We start from the raw sequence: 15,767 nt of genomic DNA, 5'->3' as shown, positions 1-15,767 counted from the left end.
CTGCCGCCATCCACCACCAGCACTTCGACGCCTTGCGAGCGTAGCGGTTGCAGGCGCATCAGCGTGGCGTGAATGCTCACCGCTTCATTAAGCATCGGGATGATGAGCGTCACCCTGGGAAGCCCGGGGCCGTGGTCAGTCGAGGACAAGCACGTCGCCTCCCGCTGCCGAGGCGTCGGCCTCGTCGTGGGTGACCAGCAGGGTTGGTAGCCCGGCGTCGCGGAGCTGCCCGAACACCAGCGCACGCATTTCCTGGCGCAGCGCCGTGTCCAGTTTGGAAAACGGCTCGTCCAGCAATACGGCCCGGGGCTGGGAGAGCAGCAAGCGCATCAGCGCGACCCGGGCTTGCTGCCCGCCGGAAAGGGTGGTCGGGTCACGCGCTTCGTAACCGGCCAGCCCGACCTGAGCCAGCGCATGGGCCACCTGTGCCTGGGGTTGCGGGCTGCGCTTGGGCAGGCCAAAGCGCAGGTTGCCCGCCACGCTAAGGTGGGGGAACAGCAGCGGGTCCTGAAACAGCAGGCCGATGCCACGCCGCTCTGCTGGCAGGGGGGAGAGCTCGCGCTCGCCCAGCCATAGACGGCCTTCGGCACGAAAGGGGGCGGCGAGAAAACCGGCCAGCAAGGCCAGCAGGGTCGATTTGCCCGAGCCGGAAGGCCCCATGACGGTCAGCACGTCGCCGGGGGCGATGGTGGCTTCGATGTGGAGCAGTTCGCGCTCAGCCAGGAAAATGCGCACCTGCTCCAGGGTCAGGGCATGTCGAGCTGTGTTCATTACCGGGCTCCTTCGTTGGATGAGACGCTGCGGGGCGCTCCCAGCCAGCGGGGGATCGCCAGCGCCAGCATGAAACCCGCCAGCGGCAGAACGGCCTGCACCAGCGCCCAGACGCCAATCAAACGGCGATTGCCGCCGGATGCGAGGGCGACCGCCTCAGTGGTCACGGTGGAAACCCTGCCCGCCCCCAGCAGCTGCGTGGGCAGGTACTGGCTGATGCTCACGGCCAACCCGACGGCCAGCGACGTCAGCAGCGGGGCGAGCAGCAGCGGCAACCGCACCCGCCAAAACGCGAGGTTGGGCGTGACGCCCAGCGACTGTGCCATGTGAATCCAGCGCGGGTCGAGCTGGCGATAGGCTTCCGCCAACGACAGGTAAAGATAGGGCAGCACGAACAGCAAATGGCCCGCCATCACCAATGCCAGCTGCGGGCGAATCCCGAGGCTTTCCGCCGCTACGATCAAGCCAAACAGAAACGCAATCTGCGGCACCAGTAACGGCAAGTACAGCAGCCACAGGGCACGGGAAGGACGAATCTGCTGGCGCTGCTCATGCTCCAGCGCCGCCACCACCAATAGCGCCGCCACCCCCGTGGAGACCACCGCAATGGCCAGGGTCGTCCGCAGGGGACCTGCGAGCTGAGGGGCGCTGCGCTGCCAGTGGTCCAGGGTCAACACTTGCGGAAACAGCTCAGGAAAGCGCCAGAAACCGGCCACCGAAAACAGCGCCAGCCCCGCCAGGGCCGCCAGGGCGGCGACGGTTACCAGGGTCAGGCCGCCTCGGCCCGCAATCTTCACTGCCGTGGCGCCGCGCTGGCGGCTGCCGTTGACGAGCCAGCCCCGGCTTGACCAGCGCACACCCTGCTCCATGAGCCACCAAAGCAGCAGGGCCAGCACCGTGACCCCCAGTTGCAGCACGGCCGCGGCAGAGGCCATCAGGCGGCGGGTGATGTCCGGGTCGTTGAGCCAGCCCAGAATCGACACGCTGAGGGTCGGCGGCAGGCGCGGGCCCAGAATCAGCGCCATATCCACTACCGAGGTAGCGTAGGCGATCACCGCGTAGACCGGCAGCCGAATCAGCGGGTAGAGCGAGGGCAGCACCACCTTCAGCCAGCCGATTACCGGGGTATAGCCCAGCGACCGGGCAAGCCGAAGCCGCTTTTCGGGCTGCAGCTGGGGCAGCGCTGCCAGGCTCATCAGTAGTAGGAAGGGCGCTTCCTTGAGCACCAGGCCAAGGGTCAAGGCCACCCCCCAGGGGTCATTGACCACTAGCGCGTCAGGCGGGCTCTCCCAGCCGGTCAGCCAGGGCGAAAAGAGCCGCGCCGTCAGGCCGGACGGGGCGATCAGGAAGGCAAAACCAAAGGCCACCGCCGCATGGGGAATCGACAGCAGTGGCGACACACACCGTCGCAGGCTGCGGTCCAGCCAGGTGCCCTGGCTGGCGGCCAGAAACAGCACCACCACCAGCAGCGCCAGGGCAGTGCTGGCCAGGCCGCTGAACAGGCTGACCAGCACCGAGCGGCCCAGCCCCGGCTGGGCCATTAGCTGCTGCCAGGGGGCGAGGCTCAGCTGCTCGCGACCAATGACCGGCAGATAGCCAAAGGCGGGCAGCACCACCATGGCCAGCCCTGCCGTCACCGGCAGGACCAGCAGCGCCACGAGGGTAATGGGCGCCAGCCGCAGCATCATGAACGAAAGGCCATGCTTAGTTGACGCCGTAGCGCTCGAGCCAGGCGGCTTGCAGGGCGGTCATCCAACTGGGGTGGGGCTCGGCGAGGGTATTGGAGAGAGCGTCGGCAGGCAGGGCCGAAGGATGGTGGTCGCCCTCCTCGAACAGCGCCTGTTGCGCATCGCTGAGCTGGTCGATGGCCAGCACGCTGCGGTCGCCCCACATGCTCAGCGACTGCTTCTGCGCTTGCGCCTCCGGCGAGAGCAGGAAGTTGGCCAACGCCATGGCGCCCGCCTTGTGGGGCGAGTTATAGGGAATCGCTACAAAGTGGACGTTGCCCAGGGTGCCCCCTTTCAGCACATAACTGCGCACGCTGTCCGGCAACTCGTACTCCATCACGGCCACGGCGGCATCGGTGGGGTAGAAGGAGAAGGCCAGGCTGATCTCGCCATCGCTCATCAGCGTGCGCAGATTGGGGCCGGATGCAGGGAAGCTGCGGCCGCTGCGCCACAGGTGGGGGTGCAGCGCATCCAGGTAGGCCCACAGCGGAGCCGTGATGGCCTCGAAATCCGCGTCTTCGACAGGCTGATAGAGCGCCTCGTCTTGTTCCGTCAGTTCGATCAGCGCCTGCTTCAGGAAGGTACTGCCGGTGAAATCGGGGATGCGCGGGTAGCTGAACTGACCGGGATTCTGCTGCGCCCAATCCAGCAAAGCTTCGATGCTCTGGGGAGGCGTGTCGATGTGGGCGCTGTCGTAGAAGAAGGTGATTTGCGCCTTGCCCCAGGGGGATTCATAGCCTTCGGTGGGCAGCGTGAAGTCCGTCACTACCTCGGGGTTGTCGTCGGGGTGGGTGAGGGCGAAATGGGGCAGCGAGTCGGCAAAAGGGCCGAACAGCAGGTCCTGGGCGCGCATGGCGGCAAAGTTCTCACCGTTGATCCAGATCAGGTCGATACTGCCATCGTCGTGATTCCCCGCCTGCTTTTCTCCCAGCACCCGAGCCACGGCGCTGCTGGTGTCATCGAGCTTGACGTGCTCGACGCGCACGCCGTAAGTGGTGCGCATCTGCCCGGCGACCCAGTCGATGTAGCGATTGGTGCGGTCATCGCCACCCCAGGCGTTCCAGTACACGGTCTGGCCTTCGGCATCGGCCAGGACGCTTTCCCACTCCTGTTGGTCGGGCTGTGCGACCACCGGCGTTGTCAGGGTCGCTAAAGCAAGCGCCACGGCGGTGGCTAAAGCAGAGCGTGATTTCATCGAATGCCTCGTAACGTCAGTCGGTTATAGCGCGGTTTGTAAACATTGAAGCTCACCATGCACGTGGTCAATGATCGCGGGCGACAAATAGTGCTCTACCCTGTCGCGGACATGGGTGATGACGGCGTCGTTGGTCAGCTCTGCCGACCAGTCTTCGCCCTGGCGCTGTTCATCCTGGCGTTGCAGATGCTGAGCGCGCCACTTGGCACACCAGGTGAGCGACCAGAGCCAGGTGGCGCGTCGACAGGCCATCAGCGTCTCGACATTCGGCAGGGTTTGCCCCTGCGTTGACATCTGCGTCTGCCAGCGGCGGTAGAAAGCGACCACCTCGTCCAGGCTGAGCACCGCTTGGCTATTCAGGTCCCAGGTCGTCGAGGTGTAGAGCGACGTGTGCGCCAGGTCGATGCCCGGCAGGCCATAGCGGCATTTTTCCAGATCGACCAGGATCGCGCGCCCGGTATCCGTGACCAGGAAGTTGCCGGGATGGGTATCAAAACTGATCAGGGTCGGTGAGGCATTGGGCAGCGTGCGGGGCAGTAAATCCAGCTCCTGCTGAATGCGCTGGCCAATCCCGGCGGGTAGCTGTGCTTTCGCCAACCAGCTCGCCTGTTGATGCACTTCCGCTACCATGGCCTGCCAGGGGTCGGCAGGGGCCAGTAGCGGTGCCCGAGCGGTCGTGCATGGCAGGGGTTGGCAGTGCAGGCTGGCAAGGGCATCGGCGATGGACGATAAATCTCCGGGCAGTTCTGCCAAACGCCCGTGAATCGCATCGACCAGCAGCGCCCCCCGCGGTAGCTCTGGGGTGGCGGGGAGCACATGGTGTAAGCACGGCGTATGTCCGCCCTGGCTAGCACGCGCATAGCAGGCGGCCTGGTAGTCCAGGTTGGCCTGCGGTGGCAGGTTCATCTGGCTCTGCTTGGGCAGCCTGGCGACCCAGTCTTCCCGCTGGCGGTGAATCCAGACATGGTCGTGGGCCAGGCCGGTGTCAGCCATGGGGGAGAGCGACCGATAGTCGATCCCCTCGCGCTGCAAGGTGGCTGCCAGCGCCTGCAGGCGTGCCGCTGAAAGAGTGGACATCGTGATTGTTCCGCGCAATGAAAGCCGTGGTGGCGCTGATGGGAGAGGGGCTCACCAGGGTGCCAAGTGGTTGCCAGATACTGTAACAAAAACGGCACCCCGGAGGGTGCCGCTGCGTCGCTGTCGCCTTACATGGCCGCAATCTTGGCCTGCTGCTCTTCCAGCAGCTGCCGGGTGGCCTGGAATTCGGCGAGCTTTGCCCGCTCCTTTTCCACCACCGCCACGGGGGCCTTGGCAATGAAGCCATCGTTGCCCAGCTTCTTCTCGATGCCGCCAATCAGCTTGTCCTGCTTGTCGATCTCTTTGGCAAGGCGGGCAAGCTCGGCGTCCTTGTCGATCAGGTCGGCCATGGGCACCAGCACTTCCATATCACCGACGAGCTGGGTAGCCGAGAGCGGCGCTTCATCCGGGTTGGCCAGCCACGTGACGCTTTCCAGTTTGGCCAGCTTGGCCAGGAAACGACGGTTCTGGTCCAGGCGTTCGGCGTCTTCCGGCTGGCCCTTGGTCAGCAGCACGTCCAGCGGCTTGCCGGGGGCAATGTTCATTTCGGCGCGGATGTTGCGCACCGCGATGATCACGCCCTTCAGCCACTCGATATCCCGAGTGGCCTGCTCGTCAATCTTGCTCTCGTCGGCTTCTGGCCAGGCCTGGTGCATGATGGACGCGCCCTCGCCCACATAGGTGCCCGCCAGAGGGGCGACCCGCTGCCAGATCTCTTCCGAGATGTAAGGCATCATCGGGTGGGCCAGGCGCAGGATGGTTTCGAGCACCCGCACCAGGGTGCGGCGCGTGCCACGCTTACGCTTCACTAGCGCTGCCGCTTCCGACGTCCTGTCTCCCGCGGCATTGGTACTTCCCTGTACGTCATCTTCCCACAGCACCGGCTTGGAAAGCTCGAGATACCAATCGCAATACTCGTTCCAGACGAACTCGTAAAGCGCCTGGGAGGCGTGGTCGAAGCGGTACTCGTCCATCGCCTTGGTGACCTGCGCTTCGGTTTTCTGCAGCTGGGAAATGATCCAGCGGTCAGCCAGCGAGAGCTCCACTTCCTCACCCTGGTTGCCGCAGTCTTCGCCTTCGGCGTTCATCAGCACGTAGCGCGAGGCGTTCCACAGCTTGTTGCAGAAGTTGCGGTAGCCATCCAGGCGGTTCATGTCGAACTTGATATCGCGCCCGGTAGTGGCCTGTGAAAGGAAGGTAAAGCGCAGCGCATCGGTGCCGTGGGGCTCGATGCCGTCTTTAAATTCCTCTTTGGTGGCTTTGGCAATCGCCTTGGCTTTCTGGGGCTGCATCATGTTGCCGGTGCGTTTTTCCAGCAGCGCCTCCAGGGTGATGCCGTCGATCAGGTCGATGGGGTCGAGCACGTTGCCCTTGGACTTGGACATCTTCTGGCCCTGGCCGTCGCGCACCAGGCCGTGGACGTAGACGGTCTTGAAGGGGACTTCGCCGGTGAATTTCAGCGTCATCATGATCATCCGGGCGACCCAGAAGAAGATGATGTCGAAACCGGTGACCAGCACGCTGGAGGGGTGGAAGGTGTCCAGCTCCGGGGTTTTTTCCGGCCAGCCCAGGGTGCCGAAAGTCCACAGGCCCGAGCTGAACCAGGTGTCCAGCACGTCTTCGTCCTGGGTCAGTACGACGTCAGCGCCGAGGCCATGCTTCTCGCGGGCTTCCTCTTCAGTTCGAGCCACGTACACATTGCCGTCGGCGTCGTACCAGGCAGGAATGCGGTGGCCCCACCACAGCTGGCGGGAGATACACCAGTCCTGCAGGTCGCGCATCCAGGCGAAATACATGTTTTCGTAGTTTTTGGGCACGAATTGGATGTCGCCATTCTCTACCGCCGCGATGGCGGGCTTGGCCAGGCTTTCCACCGCCACGAACCACTGGTCGGTGAGCAGCGGCTCGATGACATCGCCGGAGCGGTCGCCGTAGGGCAGCGTGTTATTGACGCTTTCCACTTGCTCCAGCAGGCCGAGCGCGTCCATGTCCGCAACGATCTGCTTGCGTGCCTCGAAACGGTCCAGGCCCGCGTACTTGGCCGGCAGGCTGGCATCTTCATCGGGCTGCGGTTGACCTTTCAGGTCGAAGATTTCCGCCTGCTCCAGAATGGCGGCATCCTTGGTGAAGACGTTGATCAGTAGGTGGTTCTGGCGCTTGCCGACTTCGTAGTCGTTGAAGTCGTGGGCCGGGGTGATCTTCACGCAGCCAGAGCCCTTCTCCATGTCGGCGTGCTCGTCGGCCACGATGGGAATGCGGCGGCCCACCAGCGGCAGTTCGATGAACTTGCCGACCAGCGATGCATAGCGCGGGTCTTCCGGGTTCACGGCCACGCCGGTGTCGCCCAGCAGGGTTTCCGGGCGGGTAGTGGCGACCACCACGTAATCCTTGCCGTCGTCGGTTTTGACGCCATCGGCCAGCGGGTAGCGGAAGTGCCAGAAGCTGCCCTGCTGCTCCTTGTTTTCGACTTCCAGGTCGGAAATGGCGGTGTGCAGGGTGGGGTCCCAGTTCACCAGCCGCTTGCCGCGATAGATCAGGCCCTCTTCATGCAGGCGCACGAAGACTTCCTGAACCGCCTTGTAGAAGCCATCGTCCATGGTGAAGCGCTCACGGCTCCAGTCAACGCTGGCGCCCATGCGGCGCAGCTGGCGGGTAATGTGGCCGCCAGACTCCTCCTTCCACTCCCACACCTTGTCGATGAAGGCATCCCGGCCAAGGTCATGGCGGGTCTTGCCTTCTTCTACGGCAATCTTGCGCTCCACCAGCATCTGCGTGGCGATACCCGCGTGGTCGGTGCCTACCTGCCACAGGGTGTTGTTGCCCTGCATTCGTTTCCAGCGCGTCAGGGTATCCATGATGGTGTCCTGGAACGCATGGCCCATGTGCAGGCTGCCGGTAACGTTGGGCGGCGGAATCATGATCGAGAAGGGTTGGCCATGACCCGATGGCGCGAAGCGATTGTCGGCTTCCCAGCGCTCGTACCAGCGGGTTTCGATCTGTTCGGGTTGGTAGGTCTTATCCATGGAGTCACTCACAGCAGAGACGCCCCGCCTAGCGAGGTATCGAATTCATAGGTCAAGGATGCAAAATGGCGACAAGTATAGCGCGACTCGCCTGGGGGCGTCAGGGGTGTATTGACGGATCAAGAATGCGTCCTTAAACCCCGCATGGTCAACAGGCCAACCACGGGGCCGGGCAGTAGCCACCAGGTCACCCAGGGCCCCTGGCTTTCCCATAGCGACGTTACCAGCGCGATGGATGGGATGGTCAGCGCAAAGCCGATGGCATTCATCATGGCCAGGGCGGCACCCAGCCGCTCGGGGGGCGCGCTGGCCGATGCCAGGGCCGAAAACTGCGCCGAATCGGCAATCACGCTGATGCCCCAGAGCGCCAGCAGGGCCAGCAGGAACCCTGGCGAAAGGCCCGCCAGCAGCGGGTATAGAAGGCATAGGGTGCCGGATACCGCCAGCGCTACGAAGGCCACCTTTGCGCTGCCTATGCGACGGCTCCAGCGGCCTGCCAGCACACACCCGGGCAGGCCCAGCGCGATCACGGCAAAGCTGAGCCACGGCTGAAGGCTGGCGGCGGCGCTGAGCCGTTCCAGCTCTCTGGCCACCAGCAAGGGGACCAGCGCCCACAGGGCGTAGAGTTCCCAGCAGTGGCCAAAATAGCCCAGCGAGGCGGCGCGGAAAGCTTTCTGTTTGAAGGCGGCAAGCCCTGCCCAAGGGCGGCCTGCCGAGGCCTTGGCAGGCAGGTGGGGCCCTGTGCCCAGCCGCAGAATCAGCAGCGCGGCCAGCAGCGCCAGCACCGAGGAGAGCAGCAGCGGCCACTGCCAGGGCAAATGCAGCGTGACGCCCCGCAGCAGGTGCGGCGAGGCAATGCCGAGGGTCAGCATGCCGACCAGCCACCCCAGTGCCGAGCCTGCATGGCGGGGTGTCCAGCTGACCACCAGCTTCATGCCCAGCGGGTAGATGCCTGCCAGGCAAAGCCCCACCATGAAACGTACCATGGCTGCCAGCGAGAGGCTCTCCACCACGCCAATGAAGGCGGCATTGAGCACGGCGCCCAGCACGGCCGAGACGGCAAACAGCTGGCTGGCCCGTACGCGGTCCGCCAGGCCCGTGGTGGCGATGGCCAGCGTGCCGGTAATGAAGCCCGCTTGAACGGCCATGGTCAGCAGCCCCAGGTCGCGCTCGCTGAGTCCCGCCGCTTCCTGCAGCGCCAGGCCAACGCCGTTGATGCTGAACCACAGCGAGGTGCCAAAGAGCTGAGCAATGACAATGACGGCAAGCGGCCAGCGGGCCAGGACAGTTGACGGCATGGGGTGTCCTATCCTTGGAGTTGTTGTTATTGAATGATGATGGGAGGACGGCAGGGGGTGAGTTGCTCGGAGCGCCTCCTCAGCCTAACTTGTGCGGCACCACCTCGTGCCCCAGCGCCTTGTAGCGCTGCCAGCAGGCGCGCTTGGCCAGCAACACCTGCTGGTGCTGGTTGATGATTTCCGCGACTCGGGCGTAGTGCTCGAAACCCTCGGGGATCTCAGGGTGCAGATTAAGTAGCGCGGTCGCTTCCGTGGGCACCGGCAACCGCTGCCAGCCCAGAGTGATGGGCACGCTGGCCGCCAGCTCGCTGTCTTCCAGCGCATGGGGCAGGTAGGCGTCGTCGCGAAAGTGCCACAGGGCGTCGTCGGCCTGCTCGGCCAGCGCCTTGTCTTCGCAGTGCAGGTGCAGGCGGTAGCCTTTGCGATGGATGGTCTCTGCCAGTTTACAGGCGAACTGCAGGCGGGCGTCGAGGGTGGTGTCGGGAAGAATATAGAAATCGATACGCGCCATCGGATGGCTCCAGCAGTCTGGCGGTGCTCCCCCCGGCCGAGCAGCGGCCGGGGGGGCAAAGCCCGGTGTGATTAGACCAGGCGGGTCAGCCAGCCGTACTTGTCTTCGCTGCGGCCATACTGAAGGTCGAGCAGCGTCTTGCGGATGCGCTTGGCTACTTCGTTGCTGCCGTCACCCTGCAGGCGGATACGCTCGTTTTCGGTCACCAGTTCCCCCACTGGCGTGATCACGGCGGCGGTGCCACAGGCAAAGACTTCGGTGATCTCGCCGGAGGCCGCGCCTTCGCGCCATTCGTCGATGCTGATGGCGCGCTCTTCGGGCGTCAGGCCCGCATCCTTGGCCAGGGTCAGGATCGAGTTGCGGGTCACGCCTTCGAGAATGGTGTCGGTCAGGCGTGGTGTGACGATGCGGCCATCCTTGTAAACGAAGAACAGGTTCATGCCGCCCAGCTCTTCGATCCACTTGTTCTCGGCCGCATCCAGAAACGCCACCTGGCTACAGCCATTGGCAGCCGCTTCTTTTTGAGCTGCCAGGGAGGCCGCGTAGTTGCCGCCACACTTGGCAAAGCCGGTGCCGCCGGGGGCCGCGCGCTTGTAGTGGGAAGAGAGCCAGATGGAGACCGGCTCGATGCCGCCTTTGAAGTAGGCCGCCGCGGGCGACGCAATCACGTAGTAATCGACTTCGTGGGCCGGACGCACGCCCAGAAACGCTTCCGAAGCGATCATGAACGGACGCAGGTAGAGGCTGCACTCGTCGGCGTCGTTGGCGGGGGTGGGCACCCAGACGTGATCCTGGGCCAGCAGCGCTTTCAGCGAGCCGAGGAAGTCTTCATCGGAGAGTTCCGGCAGGGCCAGGCGGCGAGCACTGCGGCGGAAACGCTCGGCGTTCTTCTCGGGACGGAAGGTCCACACCGAGCCATCCGCGTGACGGTACGCCTTGATGCCTTCGAAGATTTCCTGGCCGTAGTGCAGCACCGAGGCGGCAGGGTCCAGGGTCAGCGGACCGTAGGGGCGCACTTGATGGCCGTGCCAGTCGGCATCGATGGTCCAGCGTACGTGGGCCATGTGGTCGGTGAAGTACTTACCGAATCCTGGGTTTTGCAGAATATTGTCACGAATCGCATCGGCTACCGGCTGGTTGGAGGGCAGCGTTTCAAAACGTGAGTCGAACTGAGCATCTGAAGCTGTGGGCACGGCGTGTTCTCTCCGCTAGAGCCAGGCCCCGAAGGGCGTAAAAGCGTTGTATGGGGTATCGCGTGTGCCGAGGTAGCCCCGGCACACGCTTATGCTGTCAGGTTTAACGGTTGCGCTACGGAAAGGCAACCACTGTTGGCCTGTTTTGGCGTCAGTCGCTGCTGTTTTCCACTTGGGCGTCGGCTTCACGGTCCAGCAGGTACTGGGTCAGCAGACCCACCGGGCGACCCGTGGCGCCTTTCTGCTTGCCGGAGTGCCAGGCTGTGCCGGCGATGTCCAGGTGCGCCCAGGGGAAGTGGTCGGCGAAGCGCGACAGGAAGCAGGCCGCCGTGATGGTGCCTGCTGGGCGGCCACCAATGTTGGCCAGGTCGGCAAAGTTGGAGTCCAGCTGCTCCTGGTACTCGTCCCACAGCGGCAGGTGCCAGGCGCGGTCCCAGGCGGTTTCCCCGGCGTCCAGCAGGTCGAGGGCCAGGTCGTCGTCATTGGCCAGCAGGCCGGTGGCGTGATGGCCCAAGGCAACGATGCAGGCACCGGTCAGCGTGGCGATATCCACGACGCTGGCCGGCGTGAAGCGCTCGGCGTAGGTGAGTGCATCGCACAGCACCAGACGGCCCTCGGCATCGGTGTTGAGCACTTCGACGCTCAAGCCCTTCAGGGTCTTGATGATATCGCCCGGCTTGGTGGCAGCGCCGTCGGGCATGTTTTCGGCCGCAGCGACGATGAACACCGCATTGAGTTTGGGCTTGATGGCCAGCACGGCTTTGACGGTGCCGAACACGCTGGCGGCGCCGCCCATGTCGAACTTCATCTCGTCCATGCCTTCGCCGGGCTTGAGCGAGATGCCGCCGGTATCGAAGGTAATGCCTTTGCCGATCAGCACGTGGGGCGCTTCGTCGGCATCCTCGGCGCCTTGATACTTCATCACGATCAGGCGCGAGGGTTCGCGGCTGCCGCGACCCACGGAAAGTAGCGAGTGAGCGCCCAGCGCTTCCAGCGCTTCTTCATCGAGAATGTCGACGGCCAGCGCACCTTGTGAATCGCGCCCCAGCGCTTCGGCCTGTTCGGCCAGGTAGCGGGGCGTGCAGACGTTGCCGGGCAGGTTGCTCAGGGTGCGAGCGACGTTGATGCCTTGCCCAATCGCGCAGCCCAACGCAGCGCCTTGTTTGGCCAGCAGGCCTTCGGCGGCGTCCGTCACGATCAGGTGAAGCTTGGCCAGGGTAGGTGGTTTGGCGGGCGCGAACTTGAAGTGATCGAAGCGGTAGAGGGCACGCTCGGCAGCTTCGAGGGTCTTGCGCGCTTTCCAGCTGGCATCGCGGCCTTCCAGCGGCACGTCGGTGAAGGTAGCGCTGGCTTCATCGATGGGGAGCTTGACCAGCGCTGTCATGGCCGCGTCCAGTGCCTTGAGGAAAGCGGCTTCCTGGCATTTGCCGCGCTCTCCCAGCCCAACCAGCAGCAGGCGCTCGGCGCCCAGCCCTGGTGCAAAGGGAATCATCTGCACATTGCCCAGGGCGGCGTCGAAGTCACCGCGGCTCAGCAGTTGGCCGATCAGCCGCTCGCTGGCATCGTCGAGTTTGGCGACAGCGGGGAGTAAGTCGCTATCCTTGTAGACAGGCAGAACGAGACAAGCCGTTTCGGCTTTGGCTGGGTTTGCGGTCTGAACGGAAAATTCCATGACGTCTCCAACAAGACAAGCAACGAGTGATTCGGGATAATGCCCCGTCATTTACGACCAGTGTGATCAGTGTATCCAATTCGATGAATAGTGTACCCAAGCCACGGGCGCATTGCATGGCAACCTGTACCGCTAGCCGGAGAGTACGTTGATATTATTTCGGTACTTAACTCGTGAAGTATTACTGACCATGTCTGCGGTGGCAGGCATTCTGCTGCTGGTGATCATGGGTAGCCGGTTCATCCGCTATTTCTCGGATGCGGCCGAGGGCGATTTTCCCGTGACGATTCTGGGCAGCCTGATGGTGTTCCATTTGCCCGGGTTTATGGAGCTGATTCTGCCGCTGTCGTTTTTCCTCGGCATTCTGCTGGCGTATGGCCAGCTCTACATGAACAGTGAAATCACCGTCATGGTCGCCTGTGGCATGAGCCCGACCCGGCTGCTGCGGGTGACGCTGCTGCCCGCCTCCGTGGTGGCCGTGCTGGTGGGGCTGTGTAGCCTGTGGCTGACGCCTACCGGGGCCTTGCAAACCGAAGCCACGCTGGAAGAGCAGCGCAGCCGCCTGGACGTCTCGGTACTGGCCCCCGGACGTTTTCAGGATTTTGGCGGTGGGCGTACCGCGTACATCACCGATTTCAGCAGCGATGGCCGACAGATGCAGGAAGTGCTGGTGCACGAACAGGCGCGACCCGGGGCTGAACAGCCGCACAGCTACGTGACCCGGGCCGGGTCGGGCTACCAGGAAACCAGTGTCGAGACAGGCAGTCGCTTCCTGGTGCTGGAAAACGGTGAACGCTACGGCGTCACCCCAGGGCTTCTGAATGCCGAACGTCTGACCTTCGAGCGCTATACCCTGCGGCTGGGTTTGAGCCGAGACCGTCAGGAGCTGGACTCTCTGGAGTATGCCAGTACCCTTGAGCTGTGGAACGACGCAAGCCCCCGCGCCCAGGCGCAGTTTCAGTGGCGGGTAGGCCTGCCGCTGATGGTCTTCGTGCTGGCCCTGCTGGCACAGCCGCTCTCTCGGGTGAACCCGCGCCAGGGGCGCTTTGCCAAGCTGCTGCCTGCAGTGTTTCTGTATGTCGCGTATCTTAGCCTGTTGCTGGCGGCGGTGGATGCCATTGGCGGCGGCTCGCTGCCTGCGGCTATCGGCGTGTGGCCGGTGCATGGCCTGTTCCTGGCCTTGGGCTGTTTGCTGCTGTGGCACTCGCAACGGAAAGGAATGCGCTAATGCTGAATGGGTTGATGGGGGCTGACCGACTGGATCGCTATATTGCCCGCAACGTGCTGGCGGCCATTATCGTCGTGCAGTGTGTCTTGCTGGGGCTGGATATCACGATTGCCTACATCGGTGACTTGAGCGACACCCAGGGCGACTACACTGCTCTGGATGTGCTGTTATACCTGATCATGCGCCTGCCCTGGCGGTTCTATCAGTATGCGCCGGTAGCGGTGCTGATTGGCGCGCTGATTGGCCTGGGGAGTATGGCCTCCAGTAACGAGCTGACCGTAATGCGGGCGGCGGGCCGCTCGCTGGTGCGTATCGTATGGGGCGTCATGAAGCCGGTGCTGCTGGTCGTCGTCGTCGTGCTGCTGGTGGCCGAGTTCGTGACCCCGCGCACCGAACAGTACGCCGAAGCCTGGCGGCTGGAGCAGCGCCAGGGCGAAGGCGCGATGCTGACCAGTCGCAGCGGCTGGCAGTTCGAAGGTGACAGCGTCTACCGTTTTGGCGCCATCCGTGCCGACAACGTGGTGCTGGATTTGACCCGTTACCGCTTCGACGAGCGGCGGCTGGTGGAGGCGACCCATGCGCAGCGCGCGCACTGGGAAGAGGGTGCCTGGGTGCTGGAAGAGGTCACCACGACCCGGATATACGATGCGCGGACCGAATCGGATTACCAGCCAACGACTGCCTGGGACACGAACCTGACGCCGACGCAGCTGGAACGCTTGCTGCGCGATATCCAGAGCCAGGCACCCAGCGAACTCTGGGCCTATGCCCAATTCCTCAAGAGCCAGGGGCTTCAGGCCGACCAGCCGCTGCTCTACTTCTGGCAGAAGGTGCTGCTGCCGCTCACCATGGGCTCGCTGGTACTGATTGCGGCGTCCTTCGTGTTTGGCCCGCTGCGTACCGTGGCGGCAGGGACGCGGGTCTTCTATGGCGTGGTCACCGGCCTGCTGTTCAAGTACGTACAGGACCTGCTGGCCCCGGCCTCCACGCTGTTCGGGTTTTCGCCGGTCTGGGCTGTTCTAGTGCCCACCCTGGCCTGTGCGGCGGTGGGCATCTACTTCCTGCGCCGCAACGGTTGAGCGGGGTATACGCATTGAAAAGAGGATGGAAAGAGTGACCCATACAAGACGCTTCACCCGGTTAGACAGCGTGTGGCCTGCGGGGCTGGGACGCCGTCTGGGCGCCATGATTTACGACGGTTTTCTGGTGCTGGCCATCTGGATTGCGGCCACCGTTGCCCATCTGGCGTTCTTTCGTTTCGTGCTGGGCCAGACGGCGGATGAAATCGGCACGACGGCGCTGGACATCTGGAGCTTACGGCTGATACTGGTGTTCTTCGTGACGCTGTTTTTCGTCTATGCCTGGCGACGTGGCGGCATGACGCTGGGGATGCAGGCCTGGCGGCTTCGCGTGCAAACGCTGGACGGGCACGCCATCTCCTTGCAGCAGAGCCTGATTCGCTGTGCGGTGGCCTGGGTGTCGCTGGCCGCCCTGGGGCTGGGCTACTGGTGGGTGCTGTTCGACCGGCAGCGCAGAAGCTGGCCCGACATCGTATCGCGCACGGAAACCGTGGTGTTGCCCAAGAAGTGATAAAAATAATGAAAAAATTCGAGCGACGAAAAGGATGAAAAATAGCTTTTCGTCAATCGGTTAGCTATCCATTAGCAGAGCCTCAAGAAGAATCGCTACTAAAGAGTAGTGTTTTCTACTTGAAAAGATGTATGCGAATCATTTACATTCATCTCATGTCTTGTATGAGGTGGCGCTATGTACGTATGCGTGTGCAAAGGAGTAACCGACCATCAGATTCGTCAGCAAGTGAGCGACGGAGCGCGCAGCTGGCGAGAAGTGCGTGAAGCTACCGGCTGTGGCACGCAGTGCGGCAAATGCGCCTGCTATGCCAAGTCGCTGACCCGTGAAGCGGTTCAGGTGGCGCGGGCCGAAGCCGACATGAGTCTCGCTTACGCCGTATGACGCGAATCACTCTTGTTAGGCTTATCGTTAGCAAATAATTGATTTATTTGAAATTTTTGTTTTCCCGTCTATACTCCCGACAACGTTGGGAGTAAGCC

General features: G+C 63.4%; 13 protein-coding genes. 4 read left to right on the top strand and 9 right to left on the bottom strand.

The window, feature by feature from the left end:
* Positions 1 to 135: 135 nt before the first annotated feature.
* The 9 genes from B7L71_RS06140 to B7L71_RS06100 form a co-directional block, all read right to left on the bottom strand.
* Positions 136 to 771 carry an ATP-binding cassette domain-containing protein gene (locus B7L71_RS06140; RefSeq protein ID WP_016915012.1) on the bottom strand — a complete coding sequence of 212 codons (636 nt, stop codon included), beginning with the start codon at positions 769 to 771 and terminating at the stop codon, positions 136 to 138.
* The gene (locus tag B7L71_RS06135; RefSeq protein ID WP_198517485.1) at positions 771 to 2,459 is read right to left on the bottom strand and encodes an ABC transporter permease; all 1,689 of its coding nucleotides are present in this window, start codon (positions 2,457 to 2,459) and stop codon (positions 771 to 773) included. The genes B7L71_RS06140 and B7L71_RS06135 overlap by 1 nt, the downstream gene beginning before the upstream one ends.
* Before the next feature lie 16 nt (positions 2,460 to 2,475).
* On the bottom strand, positions 2,476 to 3,693 hold the full coding sequence (locus B7L71_RS06130; protein ID WP_081136691.1) for an ABC transporter substrate-binding protein: 1,218 nt from the start codon (positions 3,691 to 3,693) through the stop codon (positions 2,476 to 2,478).
* A gap of 24 nt (positions 3,694 to 3,717) precedes the next feature.
* Positions 3,718 to 4,770, bottom strand: coding sequence for a phosphotransferase (locus B7L71_RS06125; protein WP_081136689.1), 1,053 nt, complete (start codon positions 4,768 to 4,770; stop codon positions 3,718 to 3,720).
* Positions 4,771 to 4,898: 128 nt separating this feature from the next.
* Positions 4,899 to 7,793: a valine--tRNA ligase gene (locus B7L71_RS06120; protein ID WP_081136687.1), complete on the bottom strand. Its 2,895-nt coding sequence runs from the start codon at positions 7,791 to 7,793 to the stop codon at positions 4,899 to 4,901.
* Between the two features lie 119 nt (positions 7,794 to 7,912).
* Positions 7,913 to 9,091: an MFS transporter gene (locus tag B7L71_RS06115; protein ID WP_081136685.1), complete on the bottom strand. Its 1,179-nt coding sequence runs from the start codon at positions 9,089 to 9,091 to the stop codon at positions 7,913 to 7,915.
* Positions 9,092 to 9,170: 79 nt separating this feature from the next.
* Positions 9,171 to 9,602 (bottom strand): DNA polymerase III subunit chi, encoded by a 432-nt coding sequence (locus B7L71_RS06110; protein ID WP_081136683.1) that lies wholly within the window; start codon positions 9,600 to 9,602, stop codon positions 9,171 to 9,173.
* Between the two features lie 71 nt (positions 9,603 to 9,673).
* A complete protein-coding gene (locus B7L71_RS06105; protein ID WP_081136681.1) occupies positions 9,674 to 10,795 on the bottom strand; it encodes a branched-chain amino acid aminotransferase in 1,122 nt (373 codons plus the stop codon).
* A gap of 151 nt (positions 10,796 to 10,946) precedes the next feature.
* On the bottom strand, positions 10,947 to 12,467 hold the full coding sequence (locus tag B7L71_RS06100) for a leucyl aminopeptidase (RefSeq protein ID WP_081136679.1): 1,521 nt from the start codon (positions 12,465 to 12,467) through the stop codon (positions 10,947 to 10,949).
* Between the two features lie 148 nt (positions 12,468 to 12,615).
* Here B7L71_RS06100 and lptF point away from each other — a divergent pair, with 148 nt between their 5' ends.
* The 4 genes from lptF (at position 12,616) to B7L71_RS06080 (ending at position 15,669) form a co-directional block, all read left to right on the top strand.
* A complete protein-coding gene (gene lptF / locus B7L71_RS06095; RefSeq protein WP_081136669.1) occupies positions 12,616 to 13,695 on the top strand; it encodes an LPS export ABC transporter permease LptF in 1,080 nt (359 codons plus the stop codon).
* Positions 13,695 to 14,774, top strand: a complete 1,080-nt coding sequence (gene lptG / locus B7L71_RS06090) for an LPS export ABC transporter permease LptG (RefSeq protein WP_016914998.1) — start codon at positions 13,695 to 13,697, stop codon at positions 14,772 to 14,774. Before lptF ends, lptG begins: the two co-directional genes overlap by 1 nt.
* 25 nt (positions 14,775 to 14,799) lie before the next feature.
* A complete protein-coding gene (locus tag B7L71_RS06085; protein ID WP_081136667.1) occupies positions 14,800 to 15,285 on the top strand; it encodes an RDD family protein in 486 nt (161 codons plus the stop codon).
* 177 nt (positions 15,286 to 15,462) lie between these two features.
* Positions 15,463 to 15,669 (top strand): (2Fe-2S)-binding protein, encoded by a 207-nt coding sequence (locus tag B7L71_RS06080; protein WP_016914996.1) that lies wholly within the window; start codon positions 15,463 to 15,465, stop codon positions 15,667 to 15,669.
* Positions 15,670 to 15,767: the final 98 nt, after the last annotated feature.

This window comes from Halomonas sp. BC2 (assembly GCF_002078115.1).
Lineage (GTDB): Bacteria > Pseudomonadota > Gammaproteobacteria > Pseudomonadales > Halomonadaceae > Vreelandella > Vreelandella stevensii.
The sequence above is the reverse complement of the archived record's forward strand: the minus strand, read 5'-3'. Positions and strand labels throughout refer to the sequence as shown.

Bases quoted from the DNA above. Each gene is read 5' to 3' on its own strand.
- B7L71_RS06140 (WP_016915012.1), bottom strand. From the start codon at position 771: ATGAACACAGCTCGACATGCCCTGACCCTGGAGCAGGTGCGCATTTTC.
- B7L71_RS06135 (WP_198517485.1), bottom strand. From the start codon at position 2,459: ATGATGCTGCGGCTGGCGCCCATTACCCTCGTGGCGCTGCTGGTCCTG.
- B7L71_RS06130 (WP_081136691.1), bottom strand. From the start codon at position 3,693: ATGAAATCACGCTCTGCTTTAGCCACCGCCGTGGCGCTTGCTTTAGCG.
- B7L71_RS06125 (WP_081136689.1), bottom strand. From the start codon at position 4,770: ATGTCCACTCTTTCAGCGGCACGCCTGCAGGCGCTGGCAGCCACCTTG.
- B7L71_RS06120 (WP_081136687.1), bottom strand. From the start codon at position 7,793: ATGGATAAGACCTACCAACCCGAACAGATCGAAACCCGCTGGTACGAG.
- B7L71_RS06115 (WP_081136685.1), bottom strand. From the start codon at position 9,091: ATGCCGTCAACTGTCCTGGCCCGCTGGCCGCTTGCCGTCATTGTCATT.
- B7L71_RS06110 (WP_081136683.1), bottom strand. From the start codon at position 9,602: ATGGCGCGTATCGATTTCTATATTCTTCCCGACACCACCCTCGACGCC.
- B7L71_RS06100 (WP_081136679.1), bottom strand. From the start codon at position 12,467: ATGGAATTTTCCGTTCAGACCGCAAACCCAGCCAAAGCCGAAACGGCT.
- lptG (WP_016914998.1), top strand. From the start codon at position 13,695: ATGCTGAATGGGTTGATGGGGGCTGACCGACTGGATCGCTATATTGCC.
- B7L71_RS06085 (WP_081136667.1), top strand. From the start codon at position 14,800: ATGGAAAGAGTGACCCATACAAGACGCTTCACCCGGTTAGACAGCGTG.
- B7L71_RS06080 (WP_016914996.1), top strand. From the start codon at position 15,463: ATGTACGTATGCGTGTGCAAAGGAGTAACCGACCATCAGATTCGTCAG.